The sequence below is a fragment of the Sphingomonas sp. FW306-1B-B10E genome, assembly GCF_058782005.1.
In genome coordinates this window covers 15,465-30,041 of the sequence record NZ_JBYSXG010000057.1, presented here as the reverse complement: position 1 = coordinate 30,041, position 14,577 = coordinate 15,465, and the positions used below count along the sequence as shown (strand labels likewise).

17 protein-coding genes are annotated in these 14,577 nt (G+C 66.3%); 8 read left to right on the top strand and 9 right to left on the bottom strand.

The annotated features are described in order from the left end of the window. The coding region (locus AC3WJI_RS18115; RefSeq protein WP_492758687.1) for a DNA mismatch repair MutL family protein at nt 1-715 on the top strand (715 nt) is incomplete at its 5' end. Nucleotides 716-1,253: 538 nt separating this feature from the next. On the opposite strand, the gene AC3WJI_RS18110 is transcribed toward AC3WJI_RS18115, so the two are convergent. The 6 genes from AC3WJI_RS18110 to AC3WJI_RS18085 all read right to left on the bottom strand — a co-directional run bounded on the left by AC3WJI_RS18110 (nt 1,254) and on the right by AC3WJI_RS18085 (nt 4,884). Then, nucleotides 1,254-1,934 (bottom strand): CAP domain-containing protein, encoded by a 681-nt coding sequence (locus AC3WJI_RS18110; protein ID WP_492758686.1) that lies wholly within the window; start codon nt 1,932-1,934, stop codon nt 1,254-1,256. 506 nt (nt 1,935-2,440) lie between these two features. Further along, nucleotides 2,441-3,043: a 50S ribosomal protein L9 gene (rplI, locus tag AC3WJI_RS18105; protein WP_492758685.1), complete on the bottom strand. Its 603-nt coding sequence runs from the start codon at nt 3,041-3,043 to the stop codon at nt 2,441-2,443. Nucleotides 3,044-3,055: 12 nt separating this feature from the next. Next, on the bottom strand, nt 3,056-3,280 hold the full coding sequence (rpsR, locus tag AC3WJI_RS18100) for a 30S ribosomal protein S18 (protein WP_010543816.1): 225 nt from the start codon (nt 3,278-3,280) through the stop codon (nt 3,056-3,058). A 14-nt stretch (nt 3,281-3,294) separates the two neighbouring features. Beyond that, complete coding sequence (rpsF, locus tag AC3WJI_RS18095) at nt 3,295-3,687, bottom strand: 30S ribosomal protein S6 (protein WP_492758684.1); 393 nt, start codon at nt 3,685-3,687, stop codon at nt 3,295-3,297. Nucleotides 3,688-3,876: 189 nt separating this feature from the next. Beyond that, nucleotides 3,877-4,407: an SPOR domain-containing protein gene (locus tag AC3WJI_RS18090; protein WP_492758683.1), complete on the bottom strand. Its 531-nt coding sequence runs from the start codon at nt 4,405-4,407 to the stop codon at nt 3,877-3,879. Between the two features lie 126 nt (nt 4,408-4,533). Further along, entirely contained in the window at nt 4,534-4,884 is a 351-nt protein-coding gene (locus AC3WJI_RS18085) for an RcnB family protein (protein WP_492758682.1), read from the bottom strand. 454 nt (nt 4,885-5,338) lie between these two features. Here AC3WJI_RS18085 and fabD point away from each other — a divergent pair, with 454 nt between their 5' ends. The 7 genes from fabD to mltG all read left to right on the top strand — a co-directional run bounded on the left by fabD (nt 5,339) and on the right by mltG (nt 10,791). Beyond that, nucleotides 5,339-6,274, top strand: a complete 936-nt coding sequence (gene fabD, locus AC3WJI_RS18080; protein ID WP_492758681.1) for an ACP S-malonyltransferase — start codon at nt 5,339-5,341, stop codon at nt 6,272-6,274. A 92-nt stretch (nt 6,275-6,366) separates the two neighbouring features. Beyond that, a complete protein-coding gene (locus AC3WJI_RS18075) occupies nt 6,367-6,738 on the top strand; it encodes a GxxExxY protein (RefSeq protein ID WP_492758680.1) in 372 nt (123 codons plus the stop codon). Between the two features lie 26 nt (nt 6,739-6,764). Further along, the gene (fabG, locus tag AC3WJI_RS18070; protein WP_492758679.1) at nt 6,765-7,502 is read left to right on the top strand and encodes a 3-oxoacyl-[acyl-carrier-protein] reductase; all 738 of its coding nucleotides are present in this window, start codon (nt 6,765-6,767) and stop codon (nt 7,500-7,502) included. A 2-nt stretch (nt 7,503-7,504) separates the two neighbouring features. Next, complete coding sequence (locus AC3WJI_RS18065) at nt 7,505-8,029, top strand: hypothetical protein (RefSeq protein ID WP_492758678.1); 525 nt, start codon at nt 7,505-7,507, stop codon at nt 8,027-8,029. 100 nt (nt 8,030-8,129) lie between these two features. Next, nucleotides 8,130-8,378 carry an acyl carrier protein gene (locus AC3WJI_RS18060; protein WP_056612581.1) on the top strand — a complete coding sequence of 83 codons (249 nt, stop codon included), beginning with the start codon at nt 8,130-8,132 and terminating at the stop codon, nt 8,376-8,378. Between the two features lie 162 nt (nt 8,379-8,540). Next, nucleotides 8,541-9,800, top strand: coding sequence for a beta-ketoacyl-ACP synthase II (fabF, locus tag AC3WJI_RS18055; RefSeq protein WP_492758677.1), 1,260 nt, complete (start codon nt 8,541-8,543; stop codon nt 9,798-9,800). Nucleotides 9,801-9,855: 55 nt separating this feature from the next. Continuing rightward, nucleotides 9,856-10,791, top strand: a complete 936-nt coding sequence (gene mltG / locus AC3WJI_RS18050) for an endolytic transglycosylase MltG (RefSeq protein ID WP_492758690.1) — start codon at nt 9,856-9,858, stop codon at nt 10,789-10,791. A 180-nt stretch (nt 10,792-10,971) separates the two neighbouring features. Here mltG and eda read toward each other — a convergent pair whose 3' ends face one another. The 3 genes from eda to edd all read right to left on the bottom strand — a co-directional run bounded on the left by eda (nt 10,972) and on the right by edd (nt 14,485). Continuing rightward, nucleotides 10,972-11,577 (bottom strand): bifunctional 4-hydroxy-2-oxoglutarate aldolase/2-dehydro-3-deoxy-phosphogluconate aldolase, encoded by a 606-nt coding sequence (gene eda, locus AC3WJI_RS18045; RefSeq protein ID WP_492758689.1) that lies wholly within the window; start codon nt 11,575-11,577, stop codon nt 10,972-10,974. Nucleotides 11,578-11,597: 20 nt separating this feature from the next. Next, entirely contained in the window at nt 11,598-12,566 is a 969-nt protein-coding gene (gene glk / locus AC3WJI_RS18040; protein WP_492758676.1) for a glucokinase, read from the bottom strand. A gap of 95 nt (nt 12,567-12,661) precedes the next feature. Next, nucleotides 12,662-14,485, bottom strand: coding sequence for a phosphogluconate dehydratase (gene edd, locus AC3WJI_RS18035; RefSeq protein WP_492758675.1), 1,824 nt, complete (start codon nt 14,483-14,485; stop codon nt 12,662-12,664). Between the last annotated feature and the right edge of the window lie 92 nt (nt 14,486-14,577).

The window sequence follows — 14,577 nt, the reverse complement described above, 5'->3', positions numbered from 1 at the left end:
CCCTTACCCCTCCCCTGAAGGGGAGGGGCTGAAGCTTTACTCCGGCGTGGGCGTGCGCGATCGCCCGACCTTCTTCATGCCGCCGCCGCAAGCCCGCGCCGAACCCGCCCACGCCCCGGTCCCGCAGACGGTCGACCACCCGCTCGGCGTCGCGCGCGGACAGGTCGCCAAGACCTATATCGTCGCAGAGGCGGAGGACGGGCTCGTCCTCGTCGACCAGCACGCCGCGCATGAGCGCCTCGTTCTCGAGCGCATGCGCCGCGCGATGCAGGGCGGCGGCGTCGCCAGCCAGGCACTGCTCCTTCCCGAAGTCGTCGAACTGGACGAGCCCGGCTGCGACCGGCTCGAGGCGCGGATCGAAGAGCTCGGCCAGTTCGGGCTCGAGCTCGAGCGCTTCGGCCCCCGTGCGATCCTCGTCCGCGCGACCCCCGCGGCGCTGGGGCAGGGCGACGTCCACGGCCTCGTCACCGATCTCGCCGACGAGCTCGCCAGCTTCGACGAGGCGCTGTCACTCAGGGAGCGTCTCGACCATGTCGCCGCGACCATGGCCTGCCACGGCTCGGTCCGCGCCGGGCGGATCCTCTCGGTCGCCGAGATGAACGCGCTGCTCCGCGAGATGGAAGTCACCCCGCATTCCGGCCAGTGCAATCACGGCCGCCCCACTTGGGTGAAGCTCGCGCACGGCGACATCGAGAAATTGTTCGGGCGGAAGTGATGCGAAATCCTCCCCCGGACTGACGGGGGAGGGAGTGGAGGATCACCGACGAGACGTCGTTGCGATTGGCAGCAAGCGGGTACCGCTTTGCCATATCGCCTCAGCTCCTGCGAAATTTCGTGCTGCTAAATCGGTTGCTGATCAGCAAAAAGTCCCGAGGGGCTGCCGTGTGCAAATTCTGCCGTCCCCTGTCGCGAATGCAATTATTTTGTCGGCATCCGGCCCGTAACGCCGGACTGTCAGGATATTGCTCGGCGCACAACCGAAAGCATTCCTGCAAATCATTTTCCGTGGTTTGAGCTTGTGCCGGGGTGCTTGCGGCCACGATCGACGCAGTTAACGCAAAGAGTATTGCCGATTTCATTCGCTCTCTCCTTTGCCGCGGTCCGAATAACCGCGTCGGCAAAGGTAAAATCTTGCAAGACCCCGTCAACTGGAATCTGCGCTGAACAGAATTCCCGCCAGTTGGGCAATATCTCGTCTCGGCAGAGGCGAGAGCGGGACGTATCGGGCACCGCGATTGGCCGAAATGTTGACCTTATCGCTGCGCTATTCCGCGCATCGGCGCTCCATCCGGCAATATTGGCGCGCCGTCCCTAGTCCCACTCAAATCGACCACGCAGACATGGCCGTAGCGCCGATGCGCGCCGCAGCCGATCCCGGCGAAGCGGTAGCGGTCCTGGAAGAGCAGGGCGCGGTGGCCGCGGCCCGGCACGCCGTCGTCGACGATCAACTGGCGGACCACGGCATCGGCGTCCGCCATGCCATACGAGATGCTCTCGCCCACATAGATGTCGCCGCCGCGCCGCCGGACGCGCTCTCCCGGCCCGGCGCCGTCGCGCGATCGGTGCCCGGTGTCGCCGGCCTCGCCTTGGTCCTCGGCATGATCCTGTGCCGCCAGCGCGAGCAGTTCGCCGCGACCGAGCGGCGGCAGCGGCACCTGGCGCTCGAGAAAGGCGATCGCCTCGTCGACCGCCGATACGCCCTCGCGGGTGTAGACGCCGTTGCGGTCGCCAGGGAGAAACAGGATGTCGCCATCGAAATGGCGGCGATAGCGGCGCAGCTCCTCGGCATAGTCGCGCGGGTGCTGCCGGGCCTCGTTGATCCGCTCGAGCACCTGCGCTTCGATCGACCGTGCCCGCGGCGTTGAATCCGCGGCGAGCGCCGGCAGGGCGGCGCCGGCGGCAAGCGCCGCTGCGGCAAGATATGCGATACGCATGCGACACTCCCCGATCGCCGGCACGCGCGCCGCATGCCGCCGGTCATCATGGGTCTATCCTAAGTCGCGGACGATCTCTTGGGGAACTCCGGGGTTAACCGGAACGGGCCGTGTCCGACCGGCCTAGTGGTGCCTTGCCGGGCAAAGGACAGGGGAGACCCATCGCGGCGATCGCCGGCCCAGCCCAAATGAACGCCATACGAATATCACGTTCAATTTGCTGCAACCATGTTCGCCACGGCTCGTTTTGATCTCGAATAGTCTCACAAGGCTAAGTCCGATGAACAAGATGCTTCCATTAGTCCTCGCCTTGATCCCGCTAGCCGCGATGATCGGCGCCTGCGTTTCGTGCCCGTAACAGTGCGCGGATAAAAGCCCCCGAACCCCCACTTCGGCTCGTCGCACCTTGTGCGGCGAGCTTTTTCTTTGACTATTACTGTCTCGACAAAGAAAAAGGCCGCCCCGGATAATCCGGGACGGCCCATTTTCCTGACGAAAGCGAAGGCTCAGCCCTCAGCATTCTCGCCTTCGACGGGTGCCGACTGCACTTCGGCGGTCGCGCCCGGCTCGGCGTTGGGATCGTAATCCTCGATGAAGCCGGCCTCGTCGCGCTCGAACATCGACGCCATGACGTCGACGCCCTGCGACTGCATCTCGGCCTCTTCGGGCGAACGGGCGACGTTGACCTTGACGGTCACCGACACCTCGGGGTGCAGCGCGACCTTGACCTCGTATACGCCGATCGACTTGATCGGACGGTCGAGCACGACCTGGCTCTTGGTCACCTTGTGGCCGTCGGCGGTGATCGCCTCGACCAGGTCGCGCACCGCGACCGAACCGTAGAGCTGGCCGGTGTTCGACGCCTGGCGGATCAGCGTGACCGACACGTCGTTGAAATTGCCGGCTTCCTTCTCGGCGTCGCTGCGACGCGAGGCGTTCTCGGCCTCGATGCGCGCGCGATTGGCCTCGAAGACCTTGCGGTTGGCTGCGTTCGAACGCAGCGCCTTCTTGTTGGGGAGAAGGAAGTTGCGGGCGAACCCGTCCTTGACCTTCACCACGTCGCCGATGGCGCCGAGCTTCTCGACGCGTTCAAGCAGGATGACTTCCATGTGCTCTGCTCCTTACTTGACGATGTAGGGCAGCAGGCCCAGGTGACGCGCGCGCTTGATGGCCTGGGCCAGCTCGCGCTGCTTCTTCGCGCTCACCGAGGTGATGCGCGAGGGGACGATCTTGCCGCGCTCGGACACGAAGCCCTGGAGCAGACGGACATCCTTATAGTCGATCCGGGGCGCGTCCTTCGCGGAGAAGGGGCAGCTCTTGCGGCGACGGAAAAATGGGCGTGCCATGATCTATATGCTCCTTATTCGCCGCCGAAACCGGTGTTGCCGGCCTCGTCGCGGTCACGACGGCCGCGGCCGCGCTCGCGATCCTGACCCTTGCGCATCATCACGGTCGGACCCTGCTCCAGCTCGTCGACCTTGACGGTCATGTAGCGGATCACGTCTTCGTTGATCTGCGTCTGGCGCTCGAGCTCGGCGACGACACCGGCGGGGGCGTCGATCTCGAGCATCACGTAATGCGCCTTGCGGTTCTTGGCGATGCGATAGGCGAGCGAACGAAGGCCCCAGGTCTCGGTCTTGACGACCTTGCCCTGATTGTCCTCGACGATCTTGGTGGCGGCTTCCGCCAGTGCGTCCACTTGCGCCTGTGCCAGATCCTGGCGCGCAAGGAACACGTGCTCGTAAAGAGCCATGTGTTTCTTCTCACTGTTGGCCGATCGCTGACGCGCACCCCATGTGCGGCGCCCCTCCGGCTGTCGTCTCAAAGCAGGCGGGGCGGAGACGCGTCTCCACCCGGCTGGCGCGGCCTATGCGGGCAAAGCGAAGGAAATGCAAGCGGTAAGGTGCCTCGACCGCGCTCCTGCGTAAGCAGAAGCGGGGGCTCAGATTTTGTCCGCCGTCTGCCGCACGAAGCAATCGATCCCGCCGCTCTGCGCCCGCGCACAAAGCCCCTCGGTCTCCTCGCGCTGCGCGGGGAGGCTCTGCAGCCGGTGCAGCGCGCCGTCGCGGCGGACCACCACCGGCATGCCGACCGAGACCAGCTGCGCACGCTGGCGTTCGGCGGCATCGGCATTGCTGAACGCGCCGAACTGCGCCTGCCAGGTCTCGCCGGGCGGCAGCTCCGCCGCAATCTGTTCCCCCGTCGCGATCGCGCGCTGCTGCGCACGGGCGCGCCGCTGCTCCTCGATCAGCGCGCCGAGCGTGATCGTCGCCGGACGGTCGACAATCTGGGGCAGCGATGCCGCGTCGGATGCGACGACGGGGACCGGGGCGGACTGCTGCCGCGATGCCTGTGCGATGCCGAGGACCGGGACTCCGCCGGCGACGAGCAGAAAGGCGGGGACGGCAAGCAGCCAGGCGCGCCGCGGGCGCTCGCGAAGGACGATCGGAAAAGGAGAATCGGTGTGGGTCACGCGCGGCTCGTTACGGTTAATGACCGTTAACGCGCGAGCGCGGGATCGTTCCGCTCCAGTCCCGAAAAGAGACGTGAAAACGGCGGAGCCCGAAGGCCCCGCCGTCTTTGTGCCGATGACCGGCGCTTAGCGGATCATGTTGGCGAACACCGCCCCGATGATCCCGCTGGTGATCGCGACCAGCACCGCGTCGTTGCCCGACTGGACGTAGCGATAGCCGCGCGGGGGTGCCCGAAGCCCGCGATACTGGCGATAGTCGATCTGCCGGTAGTTGCGGGCATAGCGGCTGTCGAATCGCTGGCCGCGCTGCCAGCTACGATACTGATAGCCGCCATTCTGGTAGCCATAACCGCGATGGTCGTCGCGCTGAACCTGATAGCGGGGGGCATCATAGCCGCGATGCTGCTGCGGCGCGGCGGCCATCGCCGGGGTAGCGGCGATCGAAGCGGCGACCAGACCGAGAATGAACTTCTTCATGACCAACTCCTCTTGTTCGCGCCGTGCTTGGCGTTGATCCCTATCTAGGAGCCGGTTGTCGCAGCCCTGTCCCGGCGGCACGGCGAAATGGTCACCATTTGTCGCAGTGGCGAAAGCGCCGTTCATCTTCTCCCTCCCTCTTTGGACTCGCGGGGGAGGGCTCGCTCAGTGCAATCTCCAAGGCAGAAGAAATCGAGTTCGCGCAGAGGCGCAGAGGACGCAGAGAAGAAGGCAGCAGTCCGAGTCAGGCTTCGCCGCTTAGCGGCCGCAAACACAAGAGGGGAGTTCCAGCCGCTGCGCGGCATCCTACCCCCTCTGCGTCCTCTGCGCCTCTGCGCGAACCACCTTCTTTTCTTCGCGCCTTCGCATGAACCCTTCTTTCAACGCCGCGCCCGCGCACTTGCCCCGCCCCCGCAACGGTTCTAACCCGCGCCGCCTGAACTAGGAGAGGCATATGCGCGCATTCATCTTCCCCGGGCAGGGGAGCCAGGCCGTCGGCATGGGCACCGCGCTCGCCGCCGCGAGCCCGCATGCGCGCGAGGTCTTCCAGGAAGTCGACGAGGCGCTCGGCCAGAAGCTTTCGAAGATCATGGCCGAAGGCCCGGAGGACCAGCTGACCCTCACCGCCAATGCCCAGCCGGCGATCATGGCGAATGCCATCGCGGTGCTGCGGGTCCTGGAGAAGGACGGCGGCGTGCGCCTCGCGGACAAGGCCGATTTCGTCGCCGGTCACAGCCTCGGCGAGTACAGCGCACTCTGCGCCGCGGAGGCGTTCGACCTCGCCACCACCGCACGGCTGCTGCGCCAGCGCGGCGACGCGATGCAGGCGGCGGTGCCGGTCGGCGTCGGCGCAATGGCGGCGCTGCTCGGCGCCGATCTCGCCAAGGCGCAGGCGATCGCCGACGCCGCGGCGCAGGGGCAGGTCTGTACCGTCGCCAATGACAACGATCCCACGCAGGTCGTCATCTCGGGCCACCGCGACGCGATCGAGCGCGCGCTGCCCCTCGCCAAGGAGATGGGCGCCAAGCGCGCGGTGCTGTTGCCGGTCTCGGCGCCGTTCCACTGCCCGCTGATGCAGCCCGCCGCCGACGTGATGGAAGCCGCGCTCGCCGCGGTCGCGATTCAGTCGCCGCTCGTGCCGGTCTACGCCAACGTCACCGCCGCGCCGGTCGCCGATCCCGCCACGATCCGCACCTTGCTGGTCGAGCAGGTCACCGGAATGGTCCGCTGGCGCGAGTCGGTGCTGGCGATGCAGGCGGCGGGGGTGACCGAGTTCGTCGAATTCGGCGGCAAGGTCCTCGCTAGCATGGTCAAACGCATCGCCCCCGACGCCACCGTCACCAGCCTGGTCACGATGGACGACATCGAAGCGCTGGCGAAAACGCTGTAGGAAGAAGATAAGAGGTTCGCGCAGAGGCGCGGAGGCGCAGAGGCAGGTTGCGGGATATCGATCGGATCAGCGGTGACGTGGTAGATGTTGCGATGCGGCTGCATCGCGACCTTGGTCCCGGCCTGCTTGAAAGCGTCTATGAGATGATCCTCGCCGCTCGACTTGTTCAGATGGGTTATGAAGTCGCGCGCCAGCGCGCGATCGACGTCGAATTCGAGGGGCTTCGTTTCGAAGCGGCATTTCGGATCGACCTGCTTGTAGACGAGCGATTGCTCGTCGAGATTAAATCAGTCGACAGGTTGGCAGGCGTGCACGCAAAGCAATTGCTGACATATCTGCGGCTTACTGGGCAGCCCGTAGGGCTGCTTATCAACTTCGGCGGCGAGACGCTCAAAGAGGGCATCCGGCGGCTGGTCAACAATCATACCTCCTCCGCGCCTCCGCGCCTCCGCGCGAACCTCTAACTTCTTCTTACTCTTTGGAGACCTCAATGTTCGACCTCACAGGCATGACCGCCCTCGTTACCGGCGCTTCGGGCGGGATCGGTTCGGCGATTGCCAAGGGCCTCGCCGCGCAGGGCGCACGCCTGGCCGTTTCGGGCTCGAACGCGGACAAGCTCGAGGCCTTTCGTGCCGAGCTCGGCGGCGAGCATGTCGCGCTTCCCGCCAACCTCTCCAACGCGGCACAAGTCGACGCGCTCGTGCCGCAGGCGGTCGAGGCGCTCGGCAAGCTCGACATCCTCGTCAACAATGCCGGCGTCACGCGCGACAATCTCGCGATGCGGATGAAGGACGAGGAATGGGACACGGTGATCCGCGTCAACCTCGAGGCCGCGTTCCGGCTGATGCGCGCCGCCGCCAAACCGATGATGAAGGCCCGCTTCGGCCGGATGATCTCGATCACCTCGGTCGTGGGCGCAACGGGCAACCCGGGCCAGGCCAATTACGCCGCGTCGAAGGCTGGGCTCGTCGGCATGTCCAAGGCGCTCGCGCAGGAGCTCGCCAGCCGCAATATCACGGTAAACTGCGTCGCCCCCGGCTTCATCCGCTCGGCGATGACCGATGTCCTGCCCGAGGCGCAGAAGACCGCCTTGCTCACCCGCATTCCTGCCGGCGATCTCGGCACCGGCGAGGATATCGGCGCCGCGGTCGTGTATCTCGCCAGCAAGGAAGCGGGCTACGTCACCGGCCAGACGCTGCACGTCAATGGCGGGATGGCGATGCTTTGAGCATGCGCATTCTCGCATTCGCCCTGCTGCTTTTCGCCGCGCCCGCTCATGCCGCCGATCTCGCGACGATCGACTGCGTCGCGGGCAAGGTCGGCAAGGAAACCGTGGCGAAGCTGCATGCTGATGTCGCGCGCAACCTGGCCGAGAGCGGCAAGCGGCCGAGTTACGATCCCGCGGTCGGCGGCGGTATCGCCAGCGGCGCGGCGGCGTGCGGTCTCGAACATAATTGGTCCGAAGCGGCGATTAAGGCGGTGCGGATCTACACCCTGGCTAAGCTCGGCCTACCGGTCGCCCAGCGCGTGCTTGGCGAGCGCGGATTCGACGCGGCCGAACTCGAGGATCGCTTCCAGGCGCTGCCCGAGGAGACTCGGAATCGCCCGCTGACACCGGCCGAGAGCCAGGACTTGGTCCGGGCCTCGGTGACGGACGAGGCGAAGCAGACGCGCGAGAATGCCGAGCTGCTCGCCGAATATTTCGCCTTCCTCAGCACCACCCAATATGCGAGCTTCGATTTTTCGCAGGCGTGAAGCTTGCGCCGCGGGGGCGTGACCCCTTGCAACCGCACCGACGGCATTCTAGGTGCGTTCACACGGAATTCAGAGCCCCAGACAAAGGAAAACAGGGACTATGGCCAACCAGGAAGAGATCACCCAGCGCGTTGCCGCGCTCGTCGTCGACCATCTGGGCGTCGATGCCGGCGAAGTGAAGCCCGAAGCGAGCTTCATCGACGATCTCGGTGCGGACAGCCTCGACATCGTCGAGCTGGTCATGGCGTTCGAGGAAGAATTCGGCGTCGAGATCCCCGACGACGCGGCCGAGAAGATCACCACGGTCGGCGACGCGGTCTCGTACATCAGCGAGCATCAGGAAGGCTGATCGCCTTCCGGCGACCTGCCCGGATGGGCCGGCACTGCCATATAGCGGCTTCCCGTCCGGGCTCGAAAGAGAGGGCGGGGAGCCGTTTCGTTTTCGTAACGAGTTTTTATGCGTTCGGCCCTTTTGTGGGCAATGATCGCCACGTTTGACGGAGAGAACGCCATGCGCCGCGTAGTCGTAACCGGCCTTGGGCTCGTCACCCCGCTGGGTGCCGATGTCGAGACGGCCTGGAAGAACATCATCGCCGCCAAGTCGGGCGCGGCGACGATCACGCGCTTCGACGCGACCGATTTCCACAGCAATTACGCGTGCGAAGTCAAGGCGGCCGACCATGAATATGGCTTCGATCCCAACAAGCGCGTCGATCACAAGGTCCAGCGCCAGGTCGATCCGTTCATCGTCTACGGCATCGACGCCGCCGGCCAGGCGATCGAGGATGCCGGGCTGCTCGACATGGACGAGGCGACCCGCTTCCGTGCCGGCTGCTCGATCGGTGCGGGCATTGGCGGGCTTCCGGGGATCGAGAGCGAATCGCTCGTCCTCGCCGAAAAGGGCCCCAAGCGCGTCTCGCCGCACTTCGTCCATGGCCGCCTGATCAACCTGATCTCGGGCCAGGTCTCGATCAAATACGGGCTGATGGGCCCGAATCACGCGGTGGTCACCGCCTGCTCGACCGGCGCGCACTCGATCGGCGACGCCGCGCGGATGATCGCGATGGACGATGCCGACATCATGCTCGCCGGCGGCGCCGAGGGCGCGGTCTGCCCGATCGGTATCGCCGGCTTCGGCCAGGCGCGCGCGCTCTCGACCAGCTTCCGCGACGATCCGACCAAGGCCAGCCGCCCCTGGGACCAGGACCGCGACGGCTTCGTGATGGGCGAGGGCGCTGGCGTGGTGGTGCTCGAGGAATATGAGCACGCCAAGAAGCGCGGCGCCAAGATCTACGCCGAAGTGATCGGCTACGGCCTGTCGGGCGACGCCTATCACGTGACCGCGCCGCATCCCGAGGGCTCGGGCGCATTCCGCTCGATGCAGATGGCGATGAAGAAGTCGGGCCTCGATTTCGCCGACATCGATTACATCAACGCCCACGGCACTTCGACCCCGCTCGGCGACGAGCTCGAGCTCGGTGCGGTTCGGAAACTGTTCGGCAACGACATCGGCTCGCTGTCGATGAGCTCGACCAAGTCGGCGATCGGGCATCTGCTCGGCGGTGCCGGCGCGGTCGAATCGATCTTCTGCATCCTCGCGATGCGCGACCAGGTCGCCCCGCCGACGCTCAACCTCGACAATCCGAGCGAGAATTGCGCCGGCGTCGACCTCGTCCCGCACGTGGCCAAGGAGCGCAAGATCAAGGCGGTGCTCAACAACAGCTTCGGCTTTGGCGGCACCAACGCCAGCCTGGTGATGAAGGCTGTCTGACCCCGTGCCTCCGCGGCGTCCGCGGAGGGCGGGCGGCTGTGCGATCCTCGCCGTGCTGCTCCTCGTGGCGGCGGCGGGGTTCGGCGTGCTGCAATTATGGGCCGGCAGCGGCCCGTCGCGCGCGAACATGACCGTGCTGATTCCCGAAGGCGCGAGCCTCAGTCGCGCGGCGGAAGAATTGGAGAAAGCCGGCGCGATCCGCTCGGCGCGGCAGTTCGTTTTGCTCTCCAAAGTCTTTGGCGGCGGCGCGCCGATCAAGGCGGGCGAATATCGTCTGCTGGCGGGCGAGAGCCCGTCGGACATCCTGCGCGATCTGCAGGGCGGCAAGACGCTCCAGCGCAAGATCACGGTCGCCGAGGGCGTTCCTTCGATCCTCGTCTATGAAGCGCTGATGAAGGCGGACGGGCTGACCGGCAAGGTCGCGGTGCCGGTCGAGGGCAGCGTGCTCCCCGACACCTACGCCTTCAATCGCGGCGAGGCGCGGGGCGCGGTGCTGGCGCGGATGCAGAAGGCGATGACCGATTATCTCGCTTCGGCCTGGGCGCGCCGCAAGACGGGGATCGCGGTCTCGACTCCGGCGCAGGCGGTTACGCTCGCCTCAATCGTCGAAAAGGAAACCGGCAAGCCCGAGGAGCGCCGGATGGTCGCCGCGGTCTATTCGAACCGGCTGCGGCAGGGGATGATGCTCCAGGCCGATCCGACGATCATCTATCCGATCACCAAGGGCAAGCCGCTGGGGCGCCGCATCCTCCAGTCCGAGCTCCACGCGGTGAACCAGTACAACACCTACGCGATGACCGGGCTGCCGGTCGGGCCGATCGCCAATCCGGGACGTGAATCGATCGATGCTGTGCTCGATCCGGCGCAGTCGACCGCGTTGTATTTCGTTGCGAAGGGCGATGGCGGGCATGTCTTCGCGGACACGCTCGAACAGCACAACGCCAATGTGCAGAAATGGTATGCACTGCGGCGCGCGCGCGGCGAAATGTGATGGAATGTCCCTCTCCCCTTGTGGGAGAGGGAGGGAGCCGATGAAATCGGCGGAAGGGTGAGGGGGAGCCGTAGCAGGCGACGTCCCCCTCATCCTTCCCACTCGATTTCATCGAGCGGGCCCCTTCCTTCTCCCACAAGGGGAGAAGGAGCTTAGCTCAAGCTAGTTGGTTTATATGAACTAAGCGCCAGTAGCTTTCTTCGTGATTTCCGCCGCTTCCCGCGCGAGAATCTCCACCTGCTCCGCGCTGGCGCCCTTGGGTGTCACCCAGCTTCCGCCGACGCAGAGCACCGGATCGAAGGCCAGCCAGTCGGGCGCGGTCGCCAGGCTCACGCCGCCGGTCGGGCAGAATTTCGCCTGATAGAAAGGCGCCGCGAGCGCCTTGAGCGCCTTCAAGCCGCCCGAGGTTTCGGCGGGGAAGAACTTGAAGTGCGTCAGCCCGAGGTCTAGCCCGCGCATGATGTCGCCGGCATTGGCGACGCCCGGCAGAAACGGCACGCCGCTCGCGATAATCGGCTCGCCCAGCCGCTCGGTCAGCCCGGGCGAGACGATGAACTCGACGTCCGCATCCATGACCTGCTTGAACTGCTCGGTATTCACCACCGTGCCCGCGCCGACGATCGCGCCCTCGACCTTCTTCATCTCGGCGATCGCCTCGATCGCGGCGCCGGTGCGCAACGTCACTTCGAGCACGCGCAGCCCGCCCTTGACCAAAGCCTCGGCGAGCGGCTGCGCCTGCGCGGCGTCGTCGACCACCAGCACCGGGATCACCGGGGCGGTGCGCATGATTTCGGCAATCGTCGTGGTCACAATGCGTGCTCCTGGGCAAAGGCCGCGGCGGCGCCGTACAGGCCCGGCTGCGGATGCGTGATCAGCTTGACGGGTATCGACGCCATCAGGTTCCGGAACCGGCCCTTGGCAACGAAGCGCTCGCCGAAGCCCGATTGCAGCAAATGGTCCTTGAGGCGCAACCCCAGACCGCCGGCGATCACCACCCCGGTCGGCCCGTGGGTCAAGGCAAGGTCGCCGGCGACCGCGCCGAGGCTCAGGCAGAAGCGGTCGAGCGCGGCGACGGCAAGGCTGTCCTGCCCCTCGAACGCCAAGGACCAGATCTTCTTGTCGTCGAGCCGCGCCACCGGGCGCTTCTCGAGCTCGGCCAGCGTCTCGTAGATCGCGACGATCGCAGGTCCGGCGACGATCCGCTCTGTCGACACGCGGTTATATTCGCGCCGCAGCCGCTTGACGAAGGCGTCCTCGATCGGATCGAGCGGCGCGAAATCGACATGCCCGCCTTCGGTCGCGATGATGTCGTAGCCGCCCTTGTGGCGAAACACCTGCGCGACGCCGAGCCCGGTGCCGGGACCGCAGACCGTGATGGACCCGCGCCCGGGCAGCGAAATGTCGGGCCCGCACAGATGAAGGAAGTCGCCGTCGCCGAGTTGCGCGACGGCATGGCCGATCGCCGCGAAATCGTTGACCATCGTCCAGGTGTCGGCACCGAGCCGCTCGGGGATCAGCGCCGGACGAATGATCCAGGGATTGTTGGTGAGCTTGATCACTTCGCCGCCGACAGGGGAGGCGACCGCAATCGCCGCTGCCTTGGGCAGGTCCCGCCCGAGCGTCTCGCCGAACGCCTGCCAGGCAAGCTGGAGGCTCGGATGCTCGGCGACCTTCTGGGTCATCGGCTCCGCCATCGAGACGACGCGGCCCTCTGCCACTTCCGCTATGGCAAAGCGGGCATGCGTGCCCCCGATATCGACCGCGACGACTTCCATGCCTTCTCCTGAACCTTTCGGTGCCCGCCGCCTGTCAACGTTGGCATACGGTGCGGCGCCCTTCTCTCCGCTGGACGCCGAGATGTAAAGCGTGGCTAGAGTCCGGCCTCCGCAAGGATCGCCGACGCACCCAGCTCGGCCTCGTCGGCGTAGCGCCGCATCATCGCGAAAAGCTCGCGCCCGGTCCCCTCGGCAGGGGCGGGTGCGGCCGCATGCTCGCGCGCGTCCCACTCCGTCGGGTCGACCAGCGCCTCCAGCGTGCCCGTCTCGGCATCGAGCCGGATCACGTCGCCGTCGCGCACCTTGCCGATCGGCCCGCCGCCCAGCGCCTCGGGAGAGAGATGGATCGCGCACGGCACCTTGCCCGACGCACCCGACATCCGTCCGTCGGTGACCAATGCGACGCGGAACCCGCGGTTCTGGAGCACGCCGAGCGGCGGAGTGAGCTTGTGGAGCTCGGGCATGCCATTCGCCTTGGGGCCCTGGAAGCGCACCACGACGACCACGTCGCGCTCGAGCTCGCCCGCCTTGAACGCCGCCTGGACCTCGGCCTGGTCCGAAAACACGCGTGCCGGCGCCTCGATGACCCAGCGGTCGCGCTCGACTGCGCTCACCTTGATGCAGGCGCGTCCGAGATTGCCCTTGAGGATGCGGAAGCCGCCTTCCGGCGAGAAGGGCGCGTCGACCGTGCGGACGATCGACTCGTCGTTGCTCTTCTCGGGATGATCATGCCAGCCGAGCATTTCGTCCTCGACCTGGGGCTTGCGGCCATAGGCCGCCATGCCGTCCTTCGCGACGGTCAGCGTGTCGCCGTGCATCAGCCCGCCCCTGAGCAGTTCGCGGATCACGAAGCTCGGTCCGCCGGCATCCTCGAAGCCGTTCACGTCGGCCGAGCCGTTGGGATAGACCCGCGTCAGCAGCGGCACGCTGCGCGAGAGCCGGTCGAAATCCTCCCAGTCGATGACGATCCCTGCCGAGCGCGCAAAGGCGGGGACATGGATCAGGTGATTGGTCGAGCCGCCGGTCGCGAGCAGGACGATCGCGGCGTTGACGATCGCCTTTTCGTCGACGACGTGGCCGATCGGGCGATAGTCGTTGCCGTTCCAGCCGATCTCGGCAAGGCGGTGCACCGCGGCGCGCGTCAGCTCCTGGCGCAGCTTGGTGCCGGGATTGGCGAAGGCGGCGCCGGGCATGTGGAGCCCCATCGCCTCCATCATCATCTGGTTCGAATTGGCGGTGCCGTAGAAGGTGCAGGTGCCGTGGCTGTGATAGGCGGCGATTTCCGAGGCGAGCAGTTCCTCGCGCGTCGCATTGCCTTCGGCATAGCGCTCGCGCACCGCCGCCTTCTCCTTGTTGGCCACCCCAGAGCGCATCGGACCACCGGGGATCATCACCATCGGCAAATGCCCGAAGCGGAGCGCGCCGAGCAGCAGCCCGGGCACGATCTTGTCGCAGATGCCGAGCAAGGCCGCGCCTTCGAAGACGCGGTGCGACAGCGCGATCCCAGTGGAGAGCGCGATCGTGTCGCGGCTGAACAGCGACAGCTCCATCCCGGCATAGCCCTGGGTGACGCCGTCGCACATCGCCGGGACGCCGCCGGCGACCTGCGCGGTGGCGCCTGCTTCGAGCGCCCAGACCTTCATCTGTTCGGGATAGCGGTAATAGACCGCGTGCGCCGACAGCATGTCGTTGTACGAGGTGACGATGCCGATGTTCATCCGGTTCGCCGGGGTCATCAGATCGCGCTGCTCGTGGGTGCCGGCATACGCATGGGCGAGATTGGCGCAGCCGAGCTTGGGCCGATCGGCACCGCTCTCGCGCTCGCGCTGGATCAGCTCGAGATAGGCGGTGCGGCGCGCCTTGGAGCGCTCGATCACGCGATCGGTGACCGCGGCGATTTCCGAATGAAGCTGGCTCATATGCTTATTCCGCTTGTACTAGCTGTTCCCCGGCGAAGGCCGGGGCCCAGTATCGGGCTGAATACAAAAAGCGCCCGAACCTCTCGAACGAC

Excerpts from the sequence above, each read along its gene's own strand:
- AC3WJI_RS18110 (WP_492758686.1), bottom strand. The coding sequence starts at position 1,934 with ATGCGTATCGCATATCTTGCCGCAGCGGCGCTTGCCGCCGGCGCCGCC.
- rplI (WP_492758685.1), bottom strand. The coding sequence starts at position 3,043 with ATGGAAGTCATCCTGCTTGAACGCGTCGAGAAGCTCGGCGCCATCGGC.
- rpsR (WP_010543816.1), bottom strand. The coding sequence starts at position 3,280 with ATGGCACGCCCATTTTTCCGTCGCCGCAAGAGCTGCCCCTTCTCCGCG.
- rpsF (WP_492758684.1), bottom strand. The coding sequence starts at position 3,687 with ATGGCTCTTTACGAGCACGTGTTCCTTGCGCGCCAGGATCTGGCACAG.
- AC3WJI_RS18085 (WP_492758682.1), bottom strand. The coding sequence starts at position 4,884 with ATGAAGAAGTTCATTCTCGGTCTGGTCGCCGCTTCGATCGCCGCTACC.
- fabD (WP_492758681.1), top strand. The coding sequence starts at position 5,339 with ATGCGCGCATTCATCTTCCCCGGGCAGGGGAGCCAGGCCGTCGGCATG.
- AC3WJI_RS18075 (WP_492758680.1), top strand. The coding sequence starts at position 6,367 with ATGCGGCTGCATCGCGACCTTGGTCCCGGCCTGCTTGAAAGCGTCTAT.
- fabG (WP_492758679.1), top strand. The coding sequence starts at position 6,765 with ATGTTCGACCTCACAGGCATGACCGCCCTCGTTACCGGCGCTTCGGGC.
- AC3WJI_RS18065 (WP_492758678.1), top strand. The coding sequence starts at position 7,505 with ATGCGCATTCTCGCATTCGCCCTGCTGCTTTTCGCCGCGCCCGCTCAT.
- AC3WJI_RS18060 (WP_056612581.1), top strand. The coding sequence starts at position 8,130 with ATGGCCAACCAGGAAGAGATCACCCAGCGCGTTGCCGCGCTCGTCGTC.
- fabF (WP_492758677.1), top strand. The coding sequence starts at position 8,541 with ATGCGCCGCGTAGTCGTAACCGGCCTTGGGCTCGTCACCCCGCTGGGT.
- eda (WP_492758689.1), bottom strand. The coding sequence starts at position 11,577 with ATGCGCACCGCCCCGGTGATCCCGGTGCTGGTGGTCGACGACGCCGCG.
- glk (WP_492758676.1), bottom strand. The coding sequence starts at position 12,566 with ATGGAAGTCGTCGCGGTCGATATCGGGGGCACGCATGCCCGCTTTGCC.
- edd (WP_492758675.1), bottom strand. The coding sequence starts at position 14,485 with ATGAGCCAGCTTCATTCGGAAATCGCCGCGGTCACCGATCGCGTGATC.